Annotated in this window: 29 protein-coding genes and 3 tRNA genes; 14 read left to right on the top strand and 18 right to left on the bottom strand. The window is 63.0% G+C overall.

Annotation, left to right across the window (positions count from 1 at the left end; genetic code table 11):
- Positions 1-1,423: 1,423 nt before the first annotated feature.
- Entirely contained in the window at positions 1,424-2,143 is a 720-nt protein-coding gene (locus tag K0O64_RS04775) for a glycosyltransferase (protein WP_225933629.1), read from the top strand.
- 135 nt (positions 2,144-2,278) lie between these two features.
- On the opposite strand, the gene K0O64_RS04770 is transcribed toward K0O64_RS04775, so the two are convergent.
- From K0O64_RS04770 to K0O64_RS04760, 3 genes are all read right to left on the bottom strand, one after another.
- Positions 2,279-3,397: a glycosyltransferase gene (locus tag K0O64_RS04770; RefSeq protein ID WP_071947542.1), complete on the bottom strand. Its 1,119-nt coding sequence runs from the start codon at positions 3,395-3,397 to the stop codon at positions 2,279-2,281.
- A 192-nt stretch (positions 3,398-3,589) separates the two neighbouring features.
- Complete coding sequence (locus K0O64_RS04765) at positions 3,590-5,074, bottom strand: sugar transferase (RefSeq protein ID WP_071947543.1); 1,485 nt, start codon at positions 5,072-5,074, stop codon at positions 3,590-3,592.
- 34 nt (positions 5,075-5,108) lie between these two features.
- Complete coding sequence (locus tag K0O64_RS04760; RefSeq protein WP_071947544.1) at positions 5,109-7,433, bottom strand: UDP-glucuronate decarboxylase; 2,325 nt, start codon at positions 7,431-7,433, stop codon at positions 5,109-5,111.
- 909 nt (positions 7,434-8,342) lie between these two features.
- On the opposite strand from K0O64_RS04760, the gene K0O64_RS04755 reads away from it, so the two are divergent.
- Positions 8,343-8,861: an arsenate reductase/protein-tyrosine-phosphatase family protein gene (locus K0O64_RS04755; protein WP_071947545.1), complete on the top strand. Its 519-nt coding sequence runs from the start codon at positions 8,343-8,345 to the stop codon at positions 8,859-8,861.
- Between the two features lie 18 nt (positions 8,862-8,879).
- Entirely contained in the window at positions 8,880-9,887 is a 1,008-nt protein-coding gene (locus K0O64_RS04750) for an endonuclease/exonuclease/phosphatase family protein (protein ID WP_225933628.1), read from the top strand.
- A gap of 49 nt (positions 9,888-9,936) precedes the next feature.
- On the opposite strand, the gene rplA is transcribed toward K0O64_RS04750, so the two are convergent.
- The 11 genes from rplA to K0O64_RS04695 all read right to left on the bottom strand — a co-directional run bounded on the left by rplA (position 9,937) and on the right by K0O64_RS04695 (position 14,607).
- Positions 9,937-10,647 (bottom strand): 50S ribosomal protein L1, encoded by a 711-nt coding sequence (rplA, locus tag K0O64_RS04745; protein ID WP_047329031.1) that lies wholly within the window; start codon positions 10,645-10,647, stop codon positions 9,937-9,939.
- Positions 10,648-10,711: 64 nt separating this feature from the next.
- Positions 10,712-11,140, bottom strand: coding sequence for a 50S ribosomal protein L11 (rplK, locus tag K0O64_RS04740; protein WP_047329030.1), 429 nt, complete (start codon positions 11,138-11,140; stop codon positions 10,712-10,714).
- 37 nt (positions 11,141-11,177) lie between these two features.
- Positions 11,178-11,933, bottom strand: a complete 756-nt coding sequence (gene nusG, locus K0O64_RS04735) for a transcription termination/antitermination protein NusG (RefSeq protein WP_071947546.1) — start codon at positions 11,931-11,933, stop codon at positions 11,178-11,180.
- A 34-nt stretch (positions 11,934-11,967) separates the two neighbouring features.
- Positions 11,968-12,399 (bottom strand): preprotein translocase subunit SecE, encoded by a 432-nt coding sequence (gene secE, locus K0O64_RS04730; RefSeq protein WP_071947547.1) that lies wholly within the window; start codon positions 12,397-12,399, stop codon positions 11,968-11,970.
- A gap of 100 nt (positions 12,400-12,499) precedes the next feature.
- A tRNA-Trp gene (locus tag K0O64_RS04725) sits at positions 12,500-12,572 on the bottom strand.
- A gap of 139 nt (positions 12,573-12,711) precedes the next feature.
- Complete coding sequence (gene hadC / locus K0O64_RS04720; RefSeq protein ID WP_071947548.1) at positions 12,712-13,224, bottom strand: (3R)-hydroxyacyl-ACP dehydratase subunit HadC; 513 nt, start codon at positions 13,222-13,224, stop codon at positions 12,712-12,714.
- Positions 13,225-13,226: 2 nt separating this feature from the next.
- A complete protein-coding gene (hadB, locus tag K0O64_RS04715; RefSeq protein ID WP_071947549.1) occupies positions 13,227-13,655 on the bottom strand; it encodes a (3R)-hydroxyacyl-ACP dehydratase subunit HadB in 429 nt (142 codons plus the stop codon).
- A complete protein-coding gene (gene hadA, locus K0O64_RS04710; RefSeq protein ID WP_071947550.1) occupies positions 13,642-14,121 on the bottom strand; it encodes a (3R)-hydroxyacyl-ACP dehydratase subunit HadA in 480 nt (159 codons plus the stop codon). Before hadA ends, hadB begins: the two co-directional genes overlap by 14 nt.
- A gap of 66 nt (positions 14,122-14,187) precedes the next feature.
- Positions 14,188-14,355: a 50S ribosomal protein L33 gene (rpmG, locus tag K0O64_RS04705; RefSeq protein WP_005143733.1), complete on the bottom strand. Its 168-nt coding sequence runs from the start codon at positions 14,353-14,355 to the stop codon at positions 14,188-14,190.
- A 41-nt stretch (positions 14,356-14,396) separates the two neighbouring features.
- A tRNA-Met gene (locus tag K0O64_RS04700) sits at positions 14,397-14,470 on the bottom strand.
- A gap of 64 nt (positions 14,471-14,534) precedes the next feature.
- Positions 14,535-14,607, bottom strand: a tRNA-Thr gene (locus K0O64_RS04695).
- Between the two features lie 99 nt (positions 14,608-14,706).
- On the opposite strand from K0O64_RS04695, the gene K0O64_RS04690 reads away from it, so the two are divergent.
- The 3 genes from K0O64_RS04690 (at position 14,707) to K0O64_RS04680 (ending at position 17,034) form a co-directional block, all read left to right on the top strand.
- Positions 14,707-15,423, top strand: a complete 717-nt coding sequence (locus tag K0O64_RS04690) for an MBL fold metallo-hydrolase (RefSeq protein WP_071947551.1) — start codon at positions 14,707-14,709, stop codon at positions 15,421-15,423.
- Positions 15,424-15,459: 36 nt separating this feature from the next.
- Positions 15,460-16,161 carry a glycoside hydrolase family 25 domain-containing protein gene (locus tag K0O64_RS04685; protein ID WP_071947552.1) on the top strand — a complete coding sequence of 234 codons (702 nt, stop codon included), beginning with the start codon at positions 15,460-15,462 and terminating at the stop codon, positions 16,159-16,161.
- 63 nt (positions 16,162-16,224) lie between these two features.
- Positions 16,225-17,034 carry a DUF8453 domain-containing protein gene (locus K0O64_RS04680; RefSeq protein WP_071947553.1) on the top strand — a complete coding sequence of 270 codons (810 nt, stop codon included), beginning with the start codon at positions 16,225-16,227 and terminating at the stop codon, positions 17,032-17,034.
- 21 nt (positions 17,035-17,055) lie between these two features.
- Here the strand turns inward: K0O64_RS04680 and rfbB are convergent, their stop codons facing one another.
- A complete protein-coding gene (gene rfbB, locus K0O64_RS04675; protein WP_220046151.1) occupies positions 17,056-18,054 on the bottom strand; it encodes a dTDP-glucose 4,6-dehydratase in 999 nt (332 codons plus the stop codon).
- Positions 18,054-18,923 carry a glucose-1-phosphate thymidylyltransferase RfbA gene (rfbA, locus tag K0O64_RS04670; RefSeq protein ID WP_220046150.1) on the bottom strand — a complete coding sequence of 290 codons (870 nt, stop codon included), beginning with the start codon at positions 18,921-18,923 and terminating at the stop codon, positions 18,054-18,056. Before rfbA ends, rfbB begins: the two co-directional genes overlap by 1 nt.
- 145 nt (positions 18,924-19,068) lie before the next feature.
- Here rfbA and K0O64_RS04665 point away from each other — a divergent pair, with 145 nt between their 5' ends.
- Both K0O64_RS04665 and K0O64_RS04660 read left to right on the top strand, forming a co-directional pair.
- Positions 19,069-19,767, top strand: a complete 699-nt coding sequence (locus K0O64_RS04665) for a crotonase/enoyl-CoA hydratase family protein (RefSeq protein WP_220046149.1) — start codon at positions 19,069-19,071, stop codon at positions 19,765-19,767.
- A 3-nt stretch (positions 19,768-19,770) separates the two neighbouring features.
- Positions 19,771-20,355: a TetR/AcrR family transcriptional regulator gene (locus K0O64_RS04660; RefSeq protein WP_220046148.1), complete on the top strand. Its 585-nt coding sequence runs from the start codon at positions 19,771-19,773 to the stop codon at positions 20,353-20,355.
- Positions 20,356-20,360: 5 nt separating this feature from the next.
- Here the strand turns inward: K0O64_RS04660 and K0O64_RS04655 are convergent, their stop codons facing one another.
- Both K0O64_RS04655 and K0O64_RS04650 read right to left on the bottom strand, forming a co-directional pair.
- A complete protein-coding gene (locus tag K0O64_RS04655) occupies positions 20,361-20,591 on the bottom strand; it encodes a deoxyribodipyrimidine photolyase (protein ID WP_071947556.1) in 231 nt (76 codons plus the stop codon).
- Between the two features lie 60 nt (positions 20,592-20,651).
- The gene (locus K0O64_RS04650; protein ID WP_220046147.1) at positions 20,652-21,440 is read right to left on the bottom strand and encodes an alpha/beta hydrolase; all 789 of its coding nucleotides are present in this window, start codon (positions 21,438-21,440) and stop codon (positions 20,652-20,654) included.
- Between the two features lie 64 nt (positions 21,441-21,504).
- Between K0O64_RS04650 and K0O64_RS04645 the strand changes: the two genes are divergently transcribed.
- The 6 genes from K0O64_RS04645 (at position 21,505) to K0O64_RS04620 (ending at position 26,557) form a co-directional block, all read left to right on the top strand.
- Entirely contained in the window at positions 21,505-22,293 is a 789-nt protein-coding gene (locus tag K0O64_RS04645) for a bestrophin-like domain (protein WP_220046146.1), read from the top strand.
- A 36-nt stretch (positions 22,294-22,329) separates the two neighbouring features.
- Positions 22,330-23,070 (top strand): glucose 1-dehydrogenase, encoded by a 741-nt coding sequence (locus tag K0O64_RS04640; RefSeq protein ID WP_220046145.1) that lies wholly within the window; start codon positions 22,330-22,332, stop codon positions 23,068-23,070.
- A gap of 204 nt (positions 23,071-23,274) precedes the next feature.
- Entirely contained in the window at positions 23,275-24,015 is a 741-nt protein-coding gene (locus K0O64_RS04635) for a GntR family transcriptional regulator (protein WP_220046144.1), read from the top strand.
- Positions 24,015-24,242: a 4Fe-4S dicluster domain-containing protein gene (locus tag K0O64_RS04630; protein WP_071947561.1), complete on the top strand. Its 228-nt coding sequence runs from the start codon at positions 24,015-24,017 to the stop codon at positions 24,240-24,242. The genes K0O64_RS04635 and K0O64_RS04630 overlap by 1 nt, the downstream gene beginning before the upstream one ends.
- 24 nt (positions 24,243-24,266) lie before the next feature.
- Positions 24,267-25,694, top strand: coding sequence for an ABC transporter substrate-binding protein (locus K0O64_RS04625; RefSeq protein ID WP_220046143.1), 1,428 nt, complete (start codon positions 24,267-24,269; stop codon positions 25,692-25,694).
- Positions 25,691-26,557, top strand: a complete 867-nt coding sequence (locus tag K0O64_RS04620; RefSeq protein ID WP_220046142.1) for an ABC transporter permease — start codon at positions 25,691-25,693, stop codon at positions 26,555-26,557. The genes K0O64_RS04625 and K0O64_RS04620 overlap by 4 nt, the downstream gene beginning before the upstream one ends.
- Position 26,558: the final 1 nt, after the last annotated feature.

Here is a 26,558-nt window from a genome sequence, read left to right as displayed (position 1 = left end):
TAATAAAAGGCATAACGCGAGAATGACTGCCGTGGATCGCTCATCGGGGCGAACCGTGCACCTCGATGGGCTCTCGACGGTCGAAAGAAAATTATTCATTCTCGAAAATGATTGACTGGAGGGCGCCGTAGGGGTCAATGCGAGACACCCTGAGGTCTACACTGTAACTGAGCGCGAGAATGTGCAGCCACCCTTGTCACTTGCCGGACAGGTAATTGACTAGATCTTCGGAGCAGGTGCCCGACTTGTCACAGATAGATTGGCAAGTGGAGACGTGCGATCCGCACCAAGGCTCAACGCCTGCAGCTAGCGCGGCGTCATAATCCCTTCCCAACTTGGTCCCTTGTTGTTGCAGAGACTTCATCTGCCTCCCCGCCGGCGACGCTGCGGAATTGCCAGGTTTTCCTGGCTCTGCGAGTTGTTGGTTGCAGTTCAGCTGAAGAAGCGTCTGTGGGCCTCGCGACCGTCCGCTGGAATCGAGATTGCTAGCCCGGGTAGAACTGGTCACTATGCAATCGTCGGTCGGGAGTTGGTCGCCGACCACACTGGCGATCACTGGTGTCAAGCCCCAGCCTTTGAGCTGCTCTGCGGCTTTGCCGTACGTCTGGCCGGAAAGGTCTGGGCCACTTGCGCCAGCGACTCCGGCGCTGAACGCGACCGCGGCCAGAGTGGCTGTAAAACTGCATACGACAGCAACAGCTCTGTTCATACTCCCCCACATTCACTAACTGAATGGCAGTGAGCGTACACGGCTTGCCGGGGATTGTGAACGCACTTGCGTGCTCGCCTTATACAGTCGCCCGAGAGGGATGTTGAGTTGGGCTGGGAGCCCCGCGAAGACGGCGCACACAGTTGCACGTTCGCTCGTGCCACTAGTTCGGCCGGCCCGGGCGTGCTTCAACCGAACCCGGGGGAAGCTATTTCCAACCGCTGCAGAAAGCTCGGAGGTCTTGTTGTGCAGCGAATCTGACACGCTGGTGGAGCACGAAAGGCTGACGTTGTGATGACATGATCGCGGCTAATCTGATTAGCGGGCCCCATACCTGCAGTGGTCGACCAGCAGTACGCCCACTCGGGGGCGCGTGCGAGGACCTATACAGAGCGTTCGGAGCGAAAGGAACCCATGGCCGCTGCGCGGCGTTCGCCGATCTTCGTCGACACTCGCGAGTCACCCTACGAAGGTGGCATCTTGCGATATGCGCGCGAAGTAATTCCCCGGCTTAGACTTGAGTGGCGACCCTTCAGTGGTCCCTTGCGGCCGACTCGACCAATCGACGTGATCAATCCGAACCGAGTCCGATTACCGGCTTCCGCGTTGCTTTACAGTCCGGGATATAGCGCCGGTTTCGGTAGGTGCACGCAACTTTTAACTATCCACGACCTTACTCACCTGCGAGCGCACAACCCTCCACTAAAGCGAAATTTGAATCTGGCTTATTACGAGGGCTTTGTAAAGCCCGCAATCAGGCGCGCGCGTCACGTGCTGACTTGCTCTGAGACATCTGCGAACGAAATTCGGGCGTGGCTCGAGGACGATAGTGTTACCATCCACAACACTGGATGCGGTTCGTCGGAAGCGTTTACGCAAGACGGTCCAGCATGTGATTTCGGTCGGCCCTATTTCTTATATGTCGGCAATTTTAAACCGCACAAGAATCCCGGTCCGGCATTCGAAGCGATGGCTTCTTTTACAGATCATCTACTCGTCGTCGTTTCTTCGGATGAATCGTCCGCGCGAGCATTGGCTGAAAAATATCGCATCTCCGATCGCCTCATACTTCAGACTGGAATCAGCGACGAAGAACTCGCCGCGTTGTATCGCGGCTCGGATGCTTTACTATTCCCGTCCCTGTGGGAGGGCTTCGGATTACCTGCGCTAGAAGCTCTCAAGACGGGCACGAAGGTTGTGTATTCCGAAACCGCAGCCTCCGTGTCAGAGATTTGCGCGGGGGGCCAGTTCGCTGTCGCCGACGCTGCTGACTCAGCAGAATTTCGGAAGCAGATGGCTTTGGCGGTTGATTCCCCGTGTGAGTCTTCGACCGATCTCACGCAGTTCAAATGGCAAGCAGTCGCGACCAAAGTGGAAGCGGTGATTCGTCATGTTGGGTACGGCATGCCGCTCGAGGAATCAGCAGTCAACTAGGTCTTGGTGTCATGCGATTTGGTGGTGCCCATCGCCACCCTCGCCAGCGAACGCGATGTTGTGTTGCCGAGTTAGAATATTCGCCGCTATGACAGCATGACTGGAGCCCACCCCAGAAGCTGTAATTCTTCAGCCTCAAATGGTGACGCCAGCTCGGGTCTCCAGCCAACGTGCAATCGCGGGACCAAAATTTGCCTGGGAGAACCTCTCGGCGTTGCGACGGGGCGCTTCGCCACAAAGAGGAATTGCTCGAGGAATGGCCTCGGCGATCGCGGCGGGCGACAAATCCGCCGAAAACGCACCCGTTACCCCGTCGATTACGGTCTCAAGAACGCCGCCTTCGGGAATAGACACAACTGGTGTACCCGTGGCCTGAGCCTCGACAGGAACCATCCCGAAATCCTCTACCGTGGGATAAACTAGGCAAGCAGCGTTCGCATATAGACGCCGCAGTTCGTCATCGGACGGCGATTCGATCAGTTCGACGGGTACGGACGCTGCATCCGCTGCCGCTACAATTCGCGACTTATCGGGGCCTCTCCCGGCAATCTTGACGGGAAGGCCCATTCGATCCGCGGCCTGAACGACTAGGTGAAGATTTTTGTACGGAATCCAGCGCCCAACTCCGAGGACATAGTCACGGGTCGGGTTGGCGTCGCCGCATTCCGCATAGTAATCGACTCGAACGGGCGGGTAGATCACGTCTGCATTGCGGCCCCAGAACCGATGAATTCGGTCAGCGACCGCTCGACTATTCGCGGCATAGGTGTCAACGCGAAGGGTTGCCCGTCGATCGACGCGCTTAAGTAAACTTCGTGCAGGTGCGAGGGCTATGCCGCCGCCGCGCTCGTCGATTTCTGGGCTCCAAACGTACCGGGCTGGACTGTGCACATAGCACAGATGCTTGCCCGACGGGCCAGCAAGCCTATTCGTATGCGCAAACGCGTGGTGCGACGAAATCACAAGGTCATAGTTGTGACTCCCCAGTTTGCGCCACGCAAGCGGCATCAAGGGCAACGTCAGTCCGCGCCGTGAGCGAAGTGTTGCAGAGTCTAGAAATGTTGTTGTGGCGGTGCGCCCACCGAAATCAAGCTGGACGTCCGGCTGCAGGCTCAGTGCGTAGAGGTCTGCGCTGGGAATCAACTTCGCAAGTGCTTCGAATACTTGGTCTGAGCCTGTGTAGGCGTCGACCCATTCGTGGACAACTGCCACGCGCAACGCCTCAACAGGCGTCAACTCAATCGAGAAACTCATCAGTGTGGGCACCTTGGAGTGTCAGGGCCGGGGCAGTGCGAGAACTACACTTGTGCACGCCGAAACAAAATGTCTGTACGGCCGGGTGAATTAGGGTCGCCGGTCGGTTCGCTGGGCAACTTTGCGACGTTGGGAGCATGGTGAAAACTGTGCTCCGATTGCGCCCCTTTACTGAGGCCTCCCCCGGCGGCGTCAATATGCACCATTGCGCCCAAACACGACCTGAGGGGTCTGCAACAAGATCCGCAGGTCCCAAGTAAGCGACCACGACCTGACATACGCCGAATCAAGATGCTGGAGGTCTGCATACGACAAATCGCTTCGGCCACAGACCTGCCATAAGCCGGTGATGCCAGGGCTGACGTCCAACCGAGCCAGCGCCGCGCCATCGAGCCGGTCGGCCTCCTCGGTCGGCAATGGGCGCGGGCCAACCAAAGACATCTCGCCGCGCACGACGTTGATGAGCTGAGGCAATTCGTCGAGGCTCGTTTTCCGGATGAGCGCGCCGACACGTGTCACCCGCGGATCGCTCGCCATTTTGAAGAGCGGACCGTCCGACTGGTTCAGGCTAGAGACAGCGGCGCGCCGCTCCCAAGCATCAGCAGTCATCGAGCGGAACTTGAAAATACGGAACGGCTTCCCGCCCCTTCCGGTCCGCTCTTGACGGAAGAAGACTGGACCACGACTGTCGAGCTTGATCGCCACTGCGACAAGCGCCATCACCGGAGCGGCGACCACCAGCGCGCACGTTGCGAGGGTGACGTCCATAATTCGCTTCGTGATTCGAGCACTCGCAGCCAACGACGGCGTTGGCATATGCATGAGAGTTAAACCGTGCAACTCCTCGGCTTCGCTGCGCCAATTGTGCAATTCGAAGTAGCGCGGAATTTCAGACACCGGCACTTGGCCCTCAAGACGGCGCAACGCGTCGAGCACGATGGCATCGCTCGTGTTCGGAAACCCGATGATAACTCGGTCGATCGCGTGCTTAGCGCAGATGTCGGGTAGGTCGTCGAGACCACCGAGAACGGGGACACCTGGCGCAGCGTTATTGTCCACATGCCCGACCACCAGGGTATCTGGGCACCTTTGCAACCTAGAGGTCAGTCGATCGGAGATCGGCCCCGTGCCGATCACCAGGATCCGGCTCACTGTCGGGTCGAACATGCGCACCACTAACCGACGTCCGAATGGGACAAACACGATCGCCGGCAGAGTCATTGCCACAGCCGCAGTTAGCGTCATCGCTCGCTCCCCGCGAAGGATGAACGCATCCGCAGCAAGTGCGAGCAGCGCGGCCGTCGGCAAGCAGCGCGCGATCACCGCTGGTCGCCACCACTCGCTGGGCCGCAGCCGCCCGTCTGGCCGGCGGTACAGCCCGTGCAACTGCAGCGCCACAGCCATTGCAACGGCAACGACGATGACATCTCGGATACCGAGTTCGCCGGCACGGGCCGTGCTGATGTGGCGGATCAACACAGCACCGACGGCAGCAGAGGCGGCCACGGAGACCGAATCGGAGACCCGTAGCAACTGGCGATGCCGAAGACCGTGCCTGTGAGCCTTTTTCGTGTCGATCGCGACTCTCGTGTCGTTCTCAACCCGGCCCGGCAGCGGACCGGTGCGTTGGCGGCCGAATGCAGAAGCGGGCCGTTTCGGTGGCACCTCAATGCTCATAATGATTCCCCCCAGAATTATTGGCGCTGCGTAATCACCAGCCGAAGCCAATCAAACGGAGGCCCGACGCGGCGAAGTTACTTTCCGGCAAAAAGTTTCGGCCATCGATGACGAGGTCGCCGCGCATCACCCGTCTAAGTTCGGTTGGGTCGATGAGGCTGAACTCGGGCCACTCCGTGGTCAGGACGACGGCGTCCACGCGGTCAGCCGCCTCATATGCATCATGCGCGATCCGAACCGCACCGAATTCTTCAGGCAGCGTTTTGACAACAGGGTCGAAGGCCGAGACCACCGCGCCCGCTGACAGCAACCGCCGAGCGATGTCCAGCGCTGGCGCGTCGCGCAAGTCGTCTGTGCCGGGCTTGAAGGTCAATCCGAACAACGCGATCCGACGCCCCTTCAAAATGTGGAGCTCCCGCTGCAACTTGCGGACCGTACGCGCACGCTGCATCTTGTTGATCTCGACCGTCGCCTGAAGCATCGGCGGTATGTAGCCGTACTCCTCCCCCGATGAGATCAGCGCGGAAACATCCTTGCCGAAACACGAGCCACCCCACCCGACACCAGGATTCAGGAAGGCGTTCCCAACACGATGGTCTGCACCAATGGCGGGGAGCACCTCGCGTACGTCGGCACCGAACAACTCGCACAGCTGTGCCATCTCGTTGGCGAAGCTGATCTTCGTGGCCAAGAACGCATTCGCCGCGTACTTAATCATCTCCGCGGACGCCAGTTCCGTGGTGATCAGCGACGGGCGACGACCCCGCTGGCCACCTTCGAAAGACTGGTCGAGAACCGGCCGATAGAGTTCGGCCACCCGCCCGACATCTGAGGCGTTGCCACCCAACACAATCCGATCTGGGTACAGGAAGTCCGCGATCGCAGACCCTTCACGAAGGAACTCCGGGTTGGACACGACGTGGAATGACAGCTGCCGATTCCCTTCCAGCGCGTCTTCGAGAATCGTGCGCGTCCAGTTCCCCGAGCCGACTGGCACCGTCGACTTGTTGACGATTACGACGTCGCTTCGCAGATACGGCGCCAGCGACTGGATTGCACTTTCCAGCTGGGCGAGATCTGGGGCGCCATCGACGCCCGGTGGCGTCCCAACGCAGAGGAAGACGAAATCCGCGTCGGCGAGCGCCTCGGCCGGTTGGTCAGTGAAGCGCAGGCGACCAGTCGACAGAGTCTCCACCAACAATTCCGGCAATCCCGGCTCGTGAAAGGGAACTTGCCCCTTGTTCAGCTGGCCTGCGCGCACCGGGTCGATGTCCAGGCCGCAAACGGAATGTCCGAGGAACGCCAGGCAGGTCGACGTCACCGCCCCTACGTAACCCGTACCGATGACAGCGACCTTGCGGCGGCGGTAGTCCTCGTCCGTTTTTGCTTTAGGGAGGGCCTGTCTGTCGTCCGAACGTCCGCGACCCGCTCTGTCTCGAAACCACGCGATCGATTCGGCGAGTCCGTCACGCACATCGACGGTCGGTTCCCAGTGCAGTTCGGTACGGGCGAGCGTGATGTCGGGTTGACGTTGGGATGGATCGTCCTGGGGACGTGCGATGAACTCCACCGGAGAATCCGAGCCGGATAGTTCGCGAATGAGTTCGGCGAGCTCCAACATCGTGAGTTCGTAAGGATTGCCGATGTTGACCGGTCCCACAAGATCGGAGAACAGCAGTCGCAATGCGCCGTCGACCAAGTCGGACACGTGGCATACCGATCGAGTCTGGCTACCATCGCCGTGAACAGTAATCGGTTCGTTCGCCAGCGCCTGATTGATGAAGTTCGGGATTGCGCGACCGTCGTCTGGGCGCATGCGCGGGCCGTAGGTGTTGAAGATCCGCATGATCGCCGTGTTGACGCCGTGCTTTCTTCGGTACGACATCGTGAGCGCCTCGGCGAACCGCTTCGCCTCGTCATAGCAAGCGCGCGGCCCAACCGGGTTGACGTTGCCCCAGTAGCTCTCGGGCTGCGGGTGGACGAGCGGGTCGCCATAAGTTTCCGAGGTCGACGCCAGCAGGTAACGGGCGCCTTTTTCCTTTGCCAGGCCCAAGGTGTGCAGCGTTCCGAGCGAGCCAGCCTTCAAGGTCTGGATCGGTAGCTCGGCATAATCGATCGGCGAAGCCGGGGACGCGAAGTGAAGCACGTAGTCGATCGGCCCGGGGACCGAAATGTAGTCACTGACGTCGGCCTTGATCAGACGAAAGCCGTCATGCCCCTGTAGGTGGGCCACGTTATCGGCCGTGCCGGTCACAAAGTTGTCGAAGCAGATCACGTCGATGTCGTGTGCCAACAGCCGTTCGGCGAGGTGGGATCCAACAAACCCCGCACCGCCTGTTAGCACTGCACGCTGCCGCATGTCCCCCCTCGGTTCCGCAGCCTGTCCGACCGTCTCCGTCCGCTTCTACGTCTGGACTGCCACAGCAGAAGCTGCACAGACCGTCAGTCGAGAACGTGACCAAGCGGCGTAACCCGGGAAGATGAGGTGCTGGCTCACGATTCTCCCCAAGTGACGCCCCCGACAGATGGCGCTACGGTATCACCGCCGAACCTTCCATGTAGCTCGAATCGTCAACTTGTCCGGCGCTCATCAGATTTGCCGCAAATCTGATCACGCCACCCACCCCGGGGTCTGAGAAGTTGCTGGACCCTGGGTCTGAACAAGCTGTGGAGCAGCTTCGTAAGCGTGAATTCGTCCGAGCGTCGTTCGCAGTTCGTCGTCATTGACACAAACTGCCAGGGTCTACCTATCGTGAGTGCCAGCGGTCAGAACCGATCCGACGTCCATGCTGTTGCAGCTGACGCCGTTGTACGGGCCGCCCCATATGCGAGAAGGACGTTCAACGAAGGGTCGCAGACCGCACGCACCGACACCAGCATCGATGCGCGTCGGCATTGCGGACTATGCAAACAGGCGATCGGGCACCGACGTGTGACGCAATAGTCCATCTCCAGCGAGCTTGCGGTCCGTCAACCCACACCCGGACTCAGCAAATCCACAGCTTCCCTCGCCGACGAAACTTTGTGACCAAGCCCACATTAAAGGCTCTCGCCGCGGGCGAGCACATTCAACCCACATCCCCACCCGACAAGGATCGGGAGATAAGCGGCGCAACGCCTTAAAATCGATAGCTCAACTATTGGGTTCATACCGGCATCCGGGCTTCCCCGCGGAGCGCGCTACGGGATCCTCGCCGAACCGGAGGGCACCAGACTCCCGAAGTTGATGGTAGGCATATAGCTCAGCCCGTCGGAAGGGAGGCCCGCTCTGCACATCTTGTTCGTCTGCACGGGAAATATCTGCCGTTCACCGATGGCCGAACGCCTTGCCATTGCGCACGGCTGCAGCTCGTGCGCCGAGGAGCTCAAGATGTCCAGCGCGGGGACCCGCGCTGTTATCGGAAGTCCCATCCATCCCGAGGCGGCTCGCGTGCTCGAGCAGCTCGGCGGCGACCCGTCCGATTTCGCTGCACGGCAGCTCACGCCGCGCATCGCTGGCGACGCTGATCTCGTGATTACCATGACGAGGGCCCATCGCGACGCGGTGTTGGGGTTGGCACCACGCCAACTCCACAGAACTTTCACGTTGAGCGAAGCCTCTCTCTTGGTGTCAGAGCGGAATGCGCAAACTGTCGCCGACCTGGCGGCTCTACGGCCGCAGTTGCCGTCGGCTGCTGCACCTGATATCCCGGACCCGATTGGTCAGGAGCCCAAGTTCTTCGCAAGGGTGGGTGCACAAATCGCCGAGCTTCTTCCCCCGATACTCACACTGTGCAAGAGCGATTGATCAACTCGCAGCGCACAGGTGAGGGTCGCACCCTTGATAAATAACAGCCGGCCGCTTCTCTCGGCATTAGTCATCGTCAGCCTGCTTCCCACTGTTGCTTCTGTCTTCGCCCGCACTCAACCGATAGCGACCATCCCGAGCCTTGTCCTGGCCGTCGGGTCGCCGTACCTGCCGTTGAGCGCGCTCGCCGGCTTGCTGGTAGCTGTCTCATGCCGACGAATCCTGCTGTCCATGCTCGCCGCCGGCGTAGTGGGGGCCAGCATCGCAGTTCAGATTTCGTGGTACTACATCGGACAACCGATTGCTGTCGGCGCCTACCAAAACATTCGGGTGCTCTCGTCGAATCTTCGCTACGGACAAGCAGATCCAGGCTTCATAGTCGACCTGGCCAAGGACAATGCCGATGTCGTTACCGTCTCAGAGCTGACCCCCGAAGAGGTGCGTCGGCTGGAGCAATCAGGGATTGAATCGACGTTCCCCTATTCGCATCTCGTCCCAGGTCCTGGTGCCGGGGGCGCGGGTATATGGAGTCGATATCCCCTCGACACCCTCGCCGCGACAAGTGAACAGGGCGTAACTATTCCCGCAGCGCGCCTGCTGGTGCCAGGTCTCCGCCTCAGACCGGTTCTCGCCAGTGTTCATGTCTACTCGCCCGTTGCCGGAAGAGGCAATACGATCGACGGCTGGCGCGGCGGAATGGCCAGCGCTAAAACGGAATTGGACAGTTTCGCCGCTATCGCGCGAGCCGGAGCGGTCATCATCGGCGGCGACTACAACAGCACGCCGGACATGCGCCAGTTTCGAGATCTACTGACCAATGGCTACCGCGACGCCGTCGAGCAGAGCGGATCAGGGTTCGCGCCGACGTTCCCCTCCAACCGGAAAATCCCGCCGCTCATCACCATCGACCACATTCTCACCCGCAACGCAGCGGCCGAATCCGTGCGCACCATTAACGTTCCTGGCTCCGACCACCGCGCCCTGCTGGCCACGATCAGGGTTCCCATCGACCCCAGCGCGTCGTAGAAACGCCAATGGCCGCCTACCGGAGTAGACGGCCACTGGACGAAAAGCCTTACGCCTCTTCGGTGAAGTTCCGCGTGACGGCGGGGTCGACCGGGATGCCCGGGCCCGTCGTCGTCGACACGGTGATCTTCTTCAGGTAGCGACCCTTCGACGAGGACGGCTTGGCGCGCAGCACCTCGTCGAGCGCGGCACCGTAGTTCTCGGCCAGCTTCTTCTCGTCGAACGACGCCTTGCCGATCACGAAGTGCAGGTTGGCCTGCTTGTCGACGCGGAAGTTGATCTTGCCGCCCTTGATGTCGGTGACGGCCTTGGCCACATCCGGGGTGACGGTTCCGGTCTTGGGGTTCGGCATCAGACCGCGCGGGCCCAGCACGCGGGCGATGCGACCAACCTTGGCCATCTGATCGGGGGTGGCGATCGCGGCGTCGAAGTCCAGCATGCCGCCCTGGATCTGCTCGATCAGGTCGTCGCTGCCGACGATGTCCGCACCGGCTTCCTTGGCCTGCTCGGCCTTCTCCCCCACCGCGAACACTGCGACGCGCGCGGTCTTACCCGTGCCGTTGGGCAGGTTGACCGTGCCGCGGACCATCTGGTCGGCCTTGCGCGGGTCGACGCCGAGCCGGATCGCCACCTCGACGGTCGCGTCCTGCTTCTTCGACGAGGTCTCCTTGGCGAGCTTGGCCGCCTCGAGCGGGGTGTAGAGCTTGGTGCGGTCCACCTTCTCGGCGGCTTCGCGATATGCCTTGCTGGTCTTGCTCATTGGTGTCTCCTAGGTTCAGAGGTCGTGGTTGTCGGGCCGATGCCAGCCCTCCCACGGAAAGTGATTATTCGACCGTGATACCCATCGAGCGGGCGGTGCCGGCGATGATCTTGGCAGCCTGATCGATGTCGTTGGCGTTGAGGTCTTCCTTCTTGGTCTCGGCGATCTCGCGCACCTGATCCCAGGTCACCTTGGCGACCTTGGTCTTGTGCGGCTCCGCCGAACCCTTCTGCACACCGGCAGCCTTGAGCAGCAGCTTGGCCGCGGGCGGGGTCTTCAACGCGAAGGTGAAGCTGCGATCCTCGTAGACGCTGATCTCCACGGGGATGACGTTGCCGCGCTGGTTCTCCGTCGCGGCGTTGTACGCCTTGCAGAACTCCATGATGTTGACGCCGTGCTGGCCGAGCGCAGGGCCGACCGGCGGGGCGGGGTTGGCCTGCCCGGCCTGGATCTGCAGCTTGATCAGCCCGACGACCTTTTTCTTGGGGGCCATTGGGGGTTGTTTCCTTTCTAGCGATCGCGGAACGCGATCAGATCTTGGCGACCTGGTTGAAGGTCAGTTCGACGGGTGTCTCGCGGCCGAAGATGGACACCAGCACCTTGAGCTTCTGCTGCTCGGCGTTGACCTCGCTGATCGAGGCCGGCAGCGTCGCGAACGGGCCGTCCATGACGGTGACCGACTCGCCCACCTCGAAGTCCACCAGGATCTCCGGGCGTTCCAGCGTGGCCTCCGACGAAGCAGCAGACGCGGCAGTCGACGCCGCCTTGCCCGGCTTCTTCGCCGCGCCCTGCGGCAGCAGGAACTTCACCACGTCGTTGAGCGACAGCGCGGTCGGCCGCGACGTCGCGCCGACGAAGCCGGTGACACCCGGGGTGTTGCGCACCGCGGCCCACGAGTCGTCGGTCAAGTCCATGCGCACCAGGATGTAGCCCGGCAGCACCTTGCGGTTGACCTGCTTGCGCTGGCCGTTCTTGATCTCGGTGACCTCTTCGGTGGGCACCTCGACCTGGAAGATGTAGTCGCCGACGTCGAGGTTCTGCACGCGGGTCTCGAGGTTGGCTTTCACCTTGTTCTCGTAACCGGCGTAGGAGTGGATGACGTACCAGTCGCCCGGCTTGCTGCGCAGTTCAGCCTTGAGCGCGGCGGCCGGATCGAGCTCCTCCTCGGCAACCTCGCCGGCGGCTTCCGTCGCCTCAGCGTCAGGCGCCGCCTCGAGCTCAGGCGTGGTCTCGTCGATCACGTCGACGGCCTCACCCGTGGGCGTATCGCCTTCGGGGGTAGTCACGGTAGTCAGTCCTCTCTAAAAACGTCAGCGTTCGTTAGCCGAACACCCACAGCACAAGCTTGGCCAGGCCGAGGTCGACCCCACCAATCAGGGCGACCATGAAGGCCAGGAACAGCAGAACCACGGTGGTGTAGCTGACCATCTGCTTGCGGTTGGGCCAGATCACCTTGCGCAGCTCGGCGACGACCTGCTTGAGGTAGTTCCAGACGAACAGGATGGGGTTCCGCGACGGCCCGGACTTGGCCTTCTTCTTCTTGGCCTTCGTCTTCTTGCCGGGCTTGTCCTCGACGCCGAGTTCTTCGGCGGTCGATTCGACTTCCTCCGGCTCGGCCAGCGCAGTGGCCCCGGCGCGCCGGGACCGCTTGCCGGTGGGACGCGCGGGTCGGGTCACGACGACGGTCTGACCGCCGTTGGTGTCCTCGTTGCTCTCGCTTGCGGCGTCAGCACTGTCGCGCTCGTCGCTCACCGCATGCTCCTTCGTGTCGAGTACGTGTGGGCTGGAGTACCCAGCCCGGTGTGCACCCTCCAGTGTCCACCATGTTCATTCCAGCTTTATTCAGTTGGAGCAGGGGCGACAGGACTTGAACCTGCAACCTGCGGTTTTGGAGACCGCTGCTCTGCCAGTTGAGCTACGCCCCTCTGTCACTCGCCGGGAAGTCCCCACATAATTCGCGCGCTCCCCGTTCGGTCAAACCCGAACCGACGGACAGCGCGCTTATCTGGGAAAACCCCGAGGTCCGAGTGTACAACGGCACACCAAGCAGGTGTTAATCCGTCGTTAGTCGTGAGTAACTGGCTTGCGCAGCACCTGCCCGGTCTCCGGGTCCCAGCCCGCGTTGATCGAGTTGTCGCCCTCGTGGCCCATCAGTGTGGTGAACGACTCCATGATCACCTCGCCGTGCTGGTCCACCAGGACGTTGCGCGTGGTGACGATGTCGGCGCCGAACCGCTCGTCGACGGACTCGATGTACATCGTGCCCTTGACGGCGTCACCCTCGACGATCGGCCGGTAGAACTTGAACCGCTGGTCCACCTGAACGATCTGCAGAGTCTCCAAACCGACGTCGACGTGCTGGAAGAAGTGGTTCTGGATCATCACCGCCAGGATCGACATGAAGGTCGGCGGCGCCACCAGGCCGGAGTGGCCGAGCTCGGCGGCGGCTTTGTCGTCCATCGAGGCCGGATCGGTCGATTTCACCGACTTGGCGTACTGCCGGATTTGCTCGCGGCCTACCACGAAGGTGTCGGGGTACTCCCAGACCATTCCCCGGATATCGGTCTTGAGTGCCATGGTTACGCCAACTTCGCTGTCGCGACGGCGCGGCCGAAGATCTTCTTCCCCCCAGTCGTGGCGATCAGCGCGATCGTCACGGTCTTGGTCTCGGGGTCGGCAGCCTTCACCTTGCCGGTGAACACGATTTCGGCTCCGACGCCGTCGTTGGGCACCGGCACGATCGCGGTGAAGCGCACATTGAACTCGGTCACCGCGCCCGGGTCACCGACCCAGTTCGTCACGTAGCCGCCACCGAGGCCCATGGTGAGCATGCCGTGGGCGATCGCGGTGTCCAGACCGACCTGCTTGGCGATCTCGTCATCCCAGTGGATGGGGTTCAGGTCACCGGACACGCCGGCGTAGTTGACCAGGTCGGCGCGGGTCAGGGTGATGACCTTTTCAGGCAGCTCCTCACCCACTTTGACCGAGCTGAACTCACGCAGTGCCATCGTTGAAGCCACTCTCTCCGTCTTCCTCACTCCGCCCGGCGAGCGTCGTGTAGGTCTCCTGTACTACCTCGTCGTCCTGATTGCTGACGACATTCTTGGTGACAATGATGTCCGTACCGTGCGCCTGCCGGATGTCGTGCACGTAGACGTCGCAGAAGAGCTTGTCGCCGGCCTGGATCGGCTTGAGAAACTTCAGAACCTGATCGACCTGCACGATCTGCTTGTCGCTGATCCCGATGTCGGCGTCGTCGAAGAAAGCCATCTGTGCGGCGTAGCCCAGCATCGACGTGAAGGTCAGCGGCGCGAGCACAGCGTCGTAGCCCAGCTCGGCGGCGGCCTCGTCGGAGAAGAACGCCGGGTCGTCGTTCTGGATGGCCCTGGCGTGCTCGCGGATCTTTTCGCGCTCGACCAAGTAGTAGTCGGGGTAGCGGTAATGCCGCCCGACGAATTCTTGGGACAAAGGCACGGAGCAGGACCTATCTAGTCGACCTCGGCACGATCCACCGACCGTCGTGCAGACGGCCGGATGAGATCAGCGCGACTCTTTGTGCGGCTGATGCTGGCCGCAGTTCGGGCAGAACTTCTTCAGCTCGAGACGGTCGGGGTCGTTACGACGGTTCTTCTTGGTGATGTAGTTGCGGTGCTTGCACACCTCGCAGGCCAAGGTGATCTTCGGCCGTACGTCAGTACTGGAGGCCACGTCCGTTGCCTTCTTTCACGTTTTCGTTTGCGTCTACCTAGTAGCGGTGGGGAGGCTCGATCTCCCGACCTCACGATTATGAGTCGTGCGCTCTAACCAGCTGAGCTACACCGCCCCGATAGGCACTTGCGGAGCTCCGCGGTGCCCAGAGGTCAGCCACGAGATCCGAGTGTCCACCGAGCCCCCTAACGGAATCGAACCGTTGACCTTTTCCTTACCATGGAAACGCTCTGCCGACTGAGCTAAGGGGGCCTGACCCGCGAGAGATGAACCGCCGTGGGCCTTAAAGAGGGTACAGCCTGCGGCTCGGCTCAGCCAAACCGCTCGTCGGGCACCTATTACTGTTGAGCCATGGCATCGACGGACCGTCTGTATTTCCGCCAGCTGCTCTCCGGCCGGGATTTCGCCGCCGGGGACATGATGGCGCAGCAGATGCGCAACTTCGCCTACCTGATCGGCGACCGGGAGACCGGCGACGCCGTCGTGGTCGACCCGGCCTACGCCGCCGGCGACCTGGTCGACGCGCTCGAGGCCGACGGCATGCACCTATCCGGCGTGCTGGTCACCCACCACCATCCCGACCACGTCGGCGGGTCGATGATGGGCTTCACCCTGGCCGGCCTGGCCGAGCTGCTCGAGCGGGTCGAAGTCCCGGTCCACGTCAACACCCACGAAGCCCTCTGGGTCTCGCGGGTCACCGGCATCCCGATGAGCGGCCTGACCGCGCATGAGCACGGCGACAAGGTTTCCGTCGGCGCCATCGACATCGAACTGCTGCACACCCCGGGCCACACGCCGGGCAGTCAGTGCTTCCTGCTCGACGGACGGTTGGTCGCCGGCGACACGCTGTTCCTGGACGGCTGCGGGCGCACTGATTTCCCGGGCGGCGACGTCGACGAGATGTTCCGCAGCCTGCAGCAGCTGGCCGCACTCTCCGGTGATCCGACGGTGTTCCCCGGGCACTGGTATTCGATCGAGCCCAGCGCCGCGCTCTCAGACGTCAAGCGGTCCAACTACGTCTACAAGGCGTCGAATCTGGACCAGTGGCGCACACTGATGGGTGCCTGAGCGTTCCAATTGCGTTGGTAGTAGCGTCTATTGGCGATGGCTGACACCCTCTACGCCGACGTCTCGGAGTGGCAGGTGAGTGTCAACGACACCTACCCCTACCCGGTCCTGTGCATCCGTTCCAATGACGGCACCTACCGCGACCGGCGCTGGGTGAACAACTACAGCTGGTGTCTGAGCAACACCGACAGCGGGCGTCTCACCTTCTTCATCGTCTACTTCGTGTGGCGACCCAACTGGCGGGAAACCGTCGAAACGTTCAAATCCCAAGTGCGAGCACCACATCCGCGGATGGCGGTGATGCTCGATGTCGAATCGTGGGGCGGGCAGATCTCCGGCGACCAGTCCGCCGGCATCAACGCCGCCTACGACGAGGTGGGCGCCTACGTCGGTTCTACGGCGAAGGTGATCGGCTACGGCAACATCGGGGACCTCAACAGCCTGTGGCCCACCAAGCCGGCTGGTATCCGCCTGGTCGTCGCGTCCTATGGCTCGAACCCGCCGTATCCGGGCAAAGTCGCCCACCAGTACACCGACGGGCAGGGCTACGGCGGCGGGTTGCCCGAGGGAGCGCCGCCATTTGGCCGCTGCGACATGAATTCCGCGGACGGGCTCACCGCTCAGCAGTTTGCGCAGGCCTGTGGCGTTTCACCGGTACTGCCGGTCGCGTTGGCCGCGCGCCGCAGGCGCGCTTTGGCAGCCGCCAGCCCGTTTGCCGCCCTTCGCCGACTGGGTTGAGCCCCAAGTACTTTCGACCTCGTCAATACTGAAGACGACAGTTTGCTGTGATATAAGCATGGGGTGGAAAACGCGAGTGATCTCGCGAATCTGTGGGGAGATGTCACCGGAGTCGGGGCCGGCACGTGGTTGGCGGTAGCCGCCTGGGCAGCAGTGCTGCTGGGGCTGGCCGCACTCATCTACGCGCATCGGCAGATTCGTCGACAACAGAGAGTTAACGCCCAGCAGGCACGGCCGCACGTCGCGATGTTCATGGAGCCGCACTCCGCGGACTGGCATGTCATCGAACTGGTCGTCCGCAACTACGGCAGCACGGCCGCGTACGACGTGAGCTTCGCCTTCCCGAAACCACCGACCGTGGCTCGGTACGAGCACACCGAGGACGGATTCACCGATATCGTGGAATTGACTCTGCCCCAAAGCCTTCCGGAGCTGGCGCCCTCGCAGGAGTGGCGCACGGTCTGGGATTCGGCGTTGGATCGCAGTCAATTCGGGGAGTCGATCGACTCCCGATTCGACGGGGTGGTCTCCTACTACGACCAGCCTGAGCCGCAGGGCTGGTGGGTCAAGACCTTCGGGCGTAAGCGCACGGTGTACCGCAGCAAGGTGGCCCTGGACTGGGACACCCTGCAACCGGTTCACCGCGTCGAAATGATGACGGGCCACGACCTCGCTCGGCGTGAGCGCGAGAAGCTCGAACTTTTGCGCAACATGCTCGACTACTTCCATTTCGCCACCAAGGAGACCCGCGTCGACGTCCTGCGCGAGGAGATCGCCCGGATGAAGAAGGCCGCCGAGGAGACCCAGAGTCGATGGCGCCGGGACCGGTTCGAGCATCCCACCGAGGTCGTGCGGCTGCCCCGTCACGGGTAGGCCGAGACCTCAGGCCTGCGGCTACTTCCCGAGCTTCGCGTAGAAAGCCTCGGTGGCGTCTTTAGCGGGCGCCCACCAGCTTTCATTGTCGCGATACCACTCGATAGTCGCGGCCAGCCCGTGCTCGAAGTCGGGGTACTGCGGTCGCCACCCGAGCTCATCGCGGAGTTTGGTCGCATCGATCGCGTACCGCAGGTCATGACCAGCACGGTCAGGAACGTTGTCGTACCCATCGGCGGGCTGGCCCATGATCGTCAAGATCAGTTCGATGACCGTCTTGTTGTCCTTCTCGCCGTTCGCGCCGATCAAATACGTCTCCCCGATCCGCCCCTTTTCCAGGATCAGCAGCACAGCCGAAGAGTGGTCATCGGCGTGGATCCAGTCGCGGACATTGAGACCGGCCCCGTACAGCTTGGGACGGACGCCGCGCAGAACGTTGGTGATCTGGCGAGGGATGAACTTTTCAACGTGCTGATATGGGCCGTAGTTGTTGGAGCAATTCGAGATCGTCGCCGCGATGCCATATGACCGGACCCAAGCTCGCACTAGAAGGTCGCTGGCGGCCTTGGTCGACGAATACGGTGACGACGGGTTGCAGGGACTGCTCTCGGTGAACCGGTCCGGGTCATCCAGTTCCAAGTCGCCGTACACCTCGTCGGTCGAGATGTGGTGATAGCGGACACCGTACTTTCGCACCGCCTCCAACAACGTGAAGGTCCCAATCACATTGGTATGCAGGAACGGTTCCGGGTTGTCGAGTGAGTTGTCGTTATGCGTCTCCGCCGCGTAGTGCACCACTTTGTCGGTGTTGGCTACCAACTTGTCCACCAGTTCGGTGTCGGCGACGTCGCCGTGCACGAAGGTCACCCGATCCTCGGGCAGACCGGCCAACGACTCGCGGTTCCCGGCGTAGGTCAACTTGTCCAACACGGTGATGTGATGGTCGGTGTGCTCGACCGCGTAATGCACGAAGTTAGATCCGATGAACCCGGCGCCTCCGGTGACGAGAAGCTGCGCCACTATATCCCCCTCTCCAACAGATCCAATAAGTACAAGCCATAACCCGACTTCACCAGCTTCTCCGCATTTTCGCGAAGCTCACCATCGGTGAGAAAGCCCTGCCGCCATGCGATTTCCTCCGGCACGCCGATCTTTAACCCTGTTCGCCGTTCCATGGTTCGCACGAAATCGGCGGCATCGATCATCTGGTCGAATGTTCCGGTGTCCAGCCATGCCGTACCCCGCGGCAACACCTGCACCCGCAACCGGCCCTGATCCAAATACGCCCGATTCACATCGGTGATCTCGTATTCACCACGGTCACTCGGGACCAAATTCCGCGCGACCGTAACCACATCGTTGTCGTAGAAGTACAACCCCGGCACCGCGAAGTTACTACGAGGCTGCTTCGGCTTCTCCTCCAGCGACGCCACCACCCCGCTACCGTCAAACTCCACGACGCCATACGCGGACGGCTCGGCAACCCAATACGCGAAGATCGCGCCGCCGTCGACGTCGGTGAACGTCTTGAGCTGGGTCCCCAATCCCGGTCCGTACAGCAGGTTGTCACCCAGGATCAACGCAACCTTGTCATTGCCGATGAAGTCCGCGCCGATCGTGAACGCCTGCGCCAGCCCGTCCGGCGACGGCTGCTGCGCGAACGTGATCGAGACCCCGAACCGCGATCCATCCCCTAGTAAACGCTCGAAATAGTCGGCATCGTGCGGCGTAGTGATCACCAGGATGTCCCGAATACCCGCCAACATCAGCGTCGACAGCGGGTAGTACACCATCGGCTTGTCGTACACCGGGATCAGCTGCTTAGAAACCCCGAGCGTGATCGGATGCAGGCGCGTGCCTGAACCCCCCGCCAAAATAATCCCCCGCACAGTGGGATCGTAAGCTCCGTCGAGGGGGCGGGCATGCGCAACAGCTCAACGACTCGGTCCGGGTAGGCCGAGATTGGCTCTTGGCAATCGGAACTTCGTTACGTAACGTCGGTACGAAAGTAGACGCTGCGACGAAGGAGCATCCATGAGCGGGTCGGTCAGTTATCGCAAGGACGACGCGGTCGCCGTCATCTCGATGGACGACGGCAAGGTCAATGTGCTGAGTCCGAGCATGCTGGGCGAAATCAACGACGCTTTGGATCGCGCCGAGGGCGAGAGCGCCGGCGCCGTGGTGATCGCCGGCAACGACCGCGTGTTCAGTGGCGGCTTCGACCTCAAGGTCTTCCGCTCGGGTGACATCGACGCCTCCGTCGCGATGCTGCAGGGCGGCTTCAACCTGTCGCACCGGCTGCTGTCGTTTCCCAAGCCGGTCGTCGCGGCGATCACCGGACACGCAATCGCAATGGGTTCGTTCCTGGCATGCAGCGTCGATCACCGAATTGCCGGACCCACCTACAACTTTCAGGCCAACGAGGTCGCGATCGGCATGGTGCTGCCCTACCCCGCCCTGGAGATCATGCGGCTGCGGCTCACCCCGTCGGCCTACCAGCAGGCGGTCGGACTGGCCAAAAACTTCCTGGGCGAGACCGCACTGGCCGGCGGCTGGGTCGACGAGATCGCGATGAACGATCAGGTCCTGCCGCGCGCCATCGAAGCCGCCCACGAATTCACCGCCTTGAGCGCCGGCGCGCACGTGGCCAGCAAGCTACGCGCCCGCCAGGCCACGTTGGACGCGATGCGGGAAGGTATCGACAACATCCGTTCCGAGTTCGGGCTCTCCTAGTCCGTGGCCAGGGTCAAGCAGCGCACTCCCGAGCTGCGCGACCGCGTGGTCGACGTGGCGGTGAGCACGCTGTGCGAAGACGGGATGTCGGGCTTCACCACCCGCCGGGTCGCCCAACGGGCCGGCACGTCGGTGCCCGCGGTCTACGAGCTGTTCTCCGACAAGGACGGACTGCTGCGCGCGGTGTTCTTCGAGGGCTTCCGTCGGCTCGGCGGTGAGCTCGTCGCGATCCCCGAGACATCCGACGAACTCGGCGATCTGCGCGCGGTGATCCCGGTGTTCCGCCGTTTCTGCCTGGACTATCCGGCGCTGGCGCGGGTGATGTTCAGCAGGCCGTTCCAGGATCTCGACCCCGAACAGCTGGCGGCCGCGCCGACAGTTCGAGAGATCCTCGTCGGCAAGGTACAGCGATGCATCGACGCCGGGCTACTGGCCGGCGATGCGGTCGACATCTCTCACGTATTGCTCGCCCTGGCACAGGGTTTGGCCGTTCAAGAGGCCGGCCGGTGGCTGGGCAAGTCGGCGGATTCGGTGAACCGCCGCTGGGACGTCGGGGTGCAAGCGGTGCTTGCGGGGTTTCTCGCCTGACGGCGCTACGACTTCTTGCTCGGGATCACGATGATCACGATCAGCGTCAGGATGGAGAAGAACAGCCCGAGTAGGCCCCATCCGAACGGGTTTCGGCCCTTCATCCCGGCGATCACGGCGCAGATGACCGCGGCGATGATGCTGCCGATGGCGACGAAGATACCTTTGATGCCGCGCAGGATGAACCCCGCGGCTTCGATGTTGTCGCTGGCGGCCAGCACGACGCTGTGCAACATTGGGGCCTCCTTAGTAGGTCGGGTCTGGTTTCCCGCTTCGAGGCCGAGCTAACCTGCGCGTCAGCTGAGCGTCGCCGCCAACCACTGGTCGATGCGATCTGCCACTGATTCCCAGCCGCGCTCGAGCATCATGTTGTGGCCCATGTCAGGAAACATCACCGGCTCGGTGCGGTAGGCCCGCGCGGTCGCAGCCACTTCGCGCGGCGTGAAGAAGCCGTCGAGCTCCGCGCCGAGCACCAGCACCGGGGTGGTGACCCGTTTCGGCCGGGCGAGGTGGCGGTAGAGCAGATCGCGGTAGAGCACGCGGGCGCTCTCGGCGCCGAGCCGCGACGTGCAGGCGGTGACGATCTCCTCGGGTGTGGCCGAATGGTAGAAGGTTGCCCGCGAAACACCCGGCGCTGCAAAGAAATCCAGGGGTCGGCTGAACGATCGTGTACGCACCGACTGACGTCTGTGCCGCCACGCCACCCGCACCGTCGCGGGCGCGATGCCGGTCGGCGGCGCCGAGGCCACCAGGACCCCCGCGGGTGCGTCGTGCACCGCCAGGTACTTCTGCACGACGAACCCGCCCATCGAGTGGCCGATGACCACCGGCGGCACCGGCAGTTCGGCGGCGACGGTGTGCACGTCCTGGACGTAGTCGAAGACGCCGCACGCGTTGATCGGCACCGCGGACGGGCTGCCGCCGTGGCCGCGCAGGTTGAGCGCGAGCGCGCGGTAGCCGCGGTCGGCGAAATAGTCGAGAAAGTGGTCGTCCCAGCACCACGCCCCGTGGAAGGCGCCGTGCACGAACAACAGCGGCGTGATGTGGGTGGCAGTGGGCCCGCCCTTGTCGATCACCTCGAGCACAGCCGCTGACCCTATCGGCGGCGCCGCAGTTTGGCGGGCGAACGCTGCGGTAACAAGTAACTTCGTGCTTTGGCTACTGCAGCTGCCCGCGCCCCTGGTCGGGCTGATGGTCGTGATCATCACCGTCGGGCTGGCCGTGCTGGGGCTGGTGCTGAGCCGACGGGTTCTTCCGCAGCAACGGTTGAAGAGGTCCGGCGGAGTGGCGGGACACGTCTTCGACCTCGCCGGGGTGCTGTACGCGGTGCTGGTGGCCTTCGTCGTCGTCGTGGTGTGGGAGCAGCTGAATCAGGCCGAACGGGGCACCGAAGCCGAGGCGGCCGCGATCTCCGATCTCCTGCGCGACTCGGCGGGCCTGCCGGTGGCGGGCCGCGCGGAAATCCAGCGGAGCCTGATCGACTACACCAACGACGTCGTCGACGACGAGTTCCCCCGGATGCGCCGCGGCGAGACGGTCGAACAGCAGTCGGAACACCTGACCGCAGTGTGGCAGAGCTTCCTGCACATCGAGCCGGTGAGCCAGAGCGAGATCTCCTTCTACCGACAGTCGATTGGCCGACTCGACGAGTTGGGCAGCGCCCGCAAGAGCCGACTCTCGGGTAGCCAGTCCGAGATCCCCGGCGAGTTGTGGGTGCTGCTGCTCGGCGGTGGAATGGTCATGCTGCTGTTTACCTACATCTTTCCCTCCACCGATGTCGTGGTGCACGGCGCGTTGATCGCGTTGGCCGGCTCGCTGCTGGCGTTCGTTCTCTACCTGATCTTCGCGATGGAGCACCCCTTTGTGGGCTCGATCGCGGTGTCGCCGACCGCGTACGAGAACGTCCTGGACACCTGGTCTCAGCTAGCGGGGAAGTAACGCAGGTCGCGGCGGCCAGCCGGGTACCGTGCGCCCATGGGACGCGTTGACGGCAAGGTCGCCCTGATCACCGGGGCCGCCCGCGGGATGGGTGCCGCCCATGCCCGGCTTCTGGTCAGCGAAGGCGCCCGAGTCGTTCTTGGTGATGTTCTCGACGAAGAGGGTGCGGCGGTGGCCGCCGAACTGGGCGACGCCGCCCGCTACGTCCACCTGGACGTCTCCGATCCCGGCGACTGGTCGGCGGCGGTGGCGCTGGCACTACGTGAGTTCGGCACCCTCAACGTCCTGGTGAACAACGCCGGCGTCGTCTATCGGCGCACCCTGAAGAACCTGGAACGTGAACGCTGGCAACGGGTTATCGACGTCAACCTCACCGGCACCATGCTGGGCATCAAGTCCGTGATCGAGCCGATGACCGACGCAGGCGGCGGTTCGATCATCAACATGTCGTCCATTCAGGCCATGCGCGGAACCCCGGGTAACCACGGCTACGTGGCGTCCAAGTGGGCGATCCGGGGGCTGACCAAGTCGGCGGCACTGGAGTTGGCAGCCAACAACATTCGGGTCAACTCGCTGCATCCGGGGATGATTCGTACCCCGATGACCGCCCACATGCCCGACGATCTGGTGGCCGCGCCGATGGGCCGTCTCGGTGAGCCGAACGAGGTGTCGACGTTCGTGCTGTTTCTCGCCAGTGACGAATCGTCCTATGCGACGGGCGCGGAGTTTGTAATGGACGGCGGCCTGATCACCGACGTACCGCATCGCTTGCCGTAGCTTTCCGCTCAGCGCGATCAGAACTGCGCCTATCGACACCGTGGTGGCGCAATACCCACCAAATCGCCAGTATCGCCAGGTCTGCAGCACTTTCGACCGGCGCAATACGGCGGCATCTCGCTGCGCGCGCAAACACGCGTCCGGTAGGCCTGGGCAGCGGCTTTACCGTGTTTGACGAGAGTTGTCAGCAATCAGGAGGGTGCGATGGGCGACGCCGAGCCGGTGCCGATCCGCCGCGCGCGCGCCGACCAGGCCCGCCTGGTGGCCGACGTCCTACGTCATCACATTCATGACGGCGGCTATCCGCAGGGCCTGCCCACCGAGGCCGAACTGTCGGTGGAGTTCGGGGTGTCGCGCAACGCGGTTCGTGAAGCGTTGGCAACGCTGAAGGATGAAGGCCTCATCGACCGGGGTCCCAAGGTCGGGACACAGGTGGCCATCCGCAAGTACGACCACGGCTTAGATGCCCTTGTCGGACTGAAAGAGACATTCAAGAGCTACGGCGAGGTCCGCAACGAGGTGCGGGCGGCGATGTCGGTGGCCGCTCCCCCGGCCGTGGCGCGTCGGCTGCAGCTGCAGCCCGGGGACCCGGTGGTGTTCATCGAACGCCTTCGTTTCCTGGGCGATCTGCCGCTGAGCCTCGACAAGACCTACCTGGCAGCCGATCTCGGAGCCGAGATACTTCGACATTCTCTGGAAAGCAACGATATCTTCGCGCTGCTCGAAGAGGTGACCGGGCAACGGCTGGGGTCAGCAAGCCTGGCCGTGGAAGCGGTGCCGGCCGACGCCCATTCGGCTGCCATCCTGCAGGTGCCCGAGGGCGCCGCGGTGCTGCTGCTGGAACGACTGACCCACCTCGTCGACGGCCGGCCCGTCGACCTCGAATACATCCGCATGCGGGGCGACCGAATCACCCTGCGCGGCAATCTCGTCAGGGAGTTGTGATGACACTGATCAATCAGCGGGCCGACGTCCCGGTCACCATCGACGAGTCGCTGTGCATCGAGGGATGCACACTCTGTGTGGACATCTGTCCCCTCGACTCGCTGGCCATCAACCCGGACAACGGGAAGGCCTACATGCATGTCGACGAGTGTTGGTACTGCGGACCCTGTGCGGCTCGCTGTCCCACCGGCGCCGTCACCGTCAACATGCCCTATCTCCTTCGCTGAAAAGCCCAACCTCGAAAGTCCTTCATGAAGAACCGCTTTGCGGTCGCGATGGCGGCTGCCCTCGTCCTGACCTCCGCCGGCTGCTCACTGGACTCAAAGGCCCCCGCGGCCGGTGAGATCAACGTGGTCGTCGGCTACCAGTCCAAGACCATCAACACCGCCACCGCCGGCGCCCTGCTGAAGGCGAAGGGGTTCCTGGAGCAGCGCTTGGCCGATATCACCAAGCGCACGAACGTGAAATACACCGTCCAGTGGCAGGACTACGACACCGGCGCACCGATCACCGCGCAGATGCTCGCCGAGAAGATCGACATCGGTTCGATGGGCGACTACCCGATGTTGATCAACGGGTCCAAGACCCAGGCCAACGAGCGCGCGAAGACCGAGGTGGTGTCGATCACCGGCTACAACGCCAAGGGTGCACTCAATATGGTTGTAGTCAGCCCGAACTCGCCGGCCCGCGCCTTGACCGATCTGCGTGGCCAGAAGGTGTCGGCCTCGGTGGGCTCCGCCGGCCACGGCACCTTGGTCCGCGCGTTGACCAAAGCGGGGATCGACCCGAAAACCGGCGTCGAGGTCCTCAACCAGCAGCCGCAGATCGGAGCGTCGGCGCTGGAGTCCGGCCAGGTTCAGGCCTTCGCGCAGTTCGTCGCGTGGCCGGGGCTGTTGGCCTTCCAGAACAAGGGCCGGTTGTTGTTCGACGGTGCCGAGCTAAACGTTCCCACCTTCCACGGTGTGGTCGTGCGCCGCGACTACGCGGCCCAGCATCCCGAAGTGCTCGACGCCTTCCTGCAGGCGCAGATCGACGCGACCGATTTCCTGCACGAGAAGCCGCTTGAGGCAGCCAAACTCGTGGCCGACGGCAGCGGTCTGCCGCAGGAAGTCGTGTACCTCTACAACGGTCCCGGCGGGGCGGTGTCCTTCGACCCCACGATCAAGCCGTCTCTGGTCGAGGCATTCAAGAGCGATATCCCCTACCTGAAGTCGATCGGCGACTTCGCCGATCTGAACATCGATCAGTTCGTCAACGACGCACCGTTGCGCAAGGCGTTCGCCGATCGGAACCTCAACTACGACAGCGCTGTGGCCGCGACCACCAATCCGATCACGGTCGGTGGCCAAGACCCGGTGTGCAATGTCGCCGTGACCGACCCCGCGCTGGCCGGTGAACTGTGGATCGACGGTCGCCCCACCACCCAACCCGCCGCGAATCCCGGCTGCCTGCTGCGGGCGCTCCGCGAGGCGAACGCCAAGGGCGAGAAGGTGATCACCGCCTACATTCCCGACACCGAGCTGGGCACCCGGTGGTTTGCCGACCGCTCGGTGTGGGTGCAGTCGCCCATCAACGGCTACCTGCCGTTCGACACCGACGCCGGCGCCCAGCGCTACATCGCGGGGCATCCCGACGCGAAGGTCGTCGATTATCAGGCGGCGCTGGCGGGTGCGGTATGACGACCCAGCCCGCGGTGCTCGCCGGCCCCGTCACCGTCGGGGTCGACGCCGCCGCAGCGCCCCGTGCGGCTCGGTCACACCGCCGGCCGTGGGGCGCGTGGGCGGTACGGGTCACCTCGGTAGCAGCGGCGATCGCGCTGTGGCAGCTGCTGACCGCCAACCACGTCCGGTTCTGGGTGCGCTTCGACACCCTGCCGACCGTGACCGAGATCGTCAGCGCGTTCACCAAACGCGTTACTGAGCAACAGTACTGGCTGGATCTGGGCCAGTCGCTGATCCGGATATTGACCGGGTTCGCGCTGGCGGCGGTCATCGGGGTGATCACCGGCATCCTGCTCGGGCGTTCCAACGCCTTCGCCAACATCTTCGGGCCGCTGACCGAACTGGCTCGACCCATCCCGGCCATCGCGATTGTGCCCGTGGCCATCCTGTTGTTCCCCAGCGATGAGGCCGGCATCGTCTTCATCACGTTCCTGGCGGCAGTCTTCCCCGTCATGGTGAGCACCCGGCACGCGGTGCGGGCGTTACCGACAATTTGGGAGGAGTCGGTCCGCACGCTCGGCGGCAGCCGCTGGGACGTCCTCGTCCGGGTGGTGCTGCCGGGCATCCTGCCGGGAGTGTTCGGCGGCCTGTCGGTCGGCATGGGTGTGGCGTGGATCTGTGTGATCTCCGCGGAGATGATCTCGGGGCGTCTGGGTGTCGGCTACCGAACCTGGCAGGCCTACACCATGCTGGCGTACCCCGAGGTCTTCGTCGGCATCATCACCATCGGCGTGCTCGGGTTCACCACCTCCGCGGCCGTCGAACTGCTGGGCCGGCGGGTCACCCGGTGGCTGCCCCGAGGTGAGGAGAAGGCGCGATGAC

Source organism: Mycolicibacterium pallens (assembly GCF_019456675.1).
GTDB classification, from domain to species: Bacteria; Actinomycetota; Actinomycetes; order Mycobacteriales; family Mycobacteriaceae; genus Mycobacterium; species Mycobacterium crocinum.
Note: the sequence above shows the minus strand (reverse complement) of the source record. Positions and strands in the feature narration are given on the sequence as shown.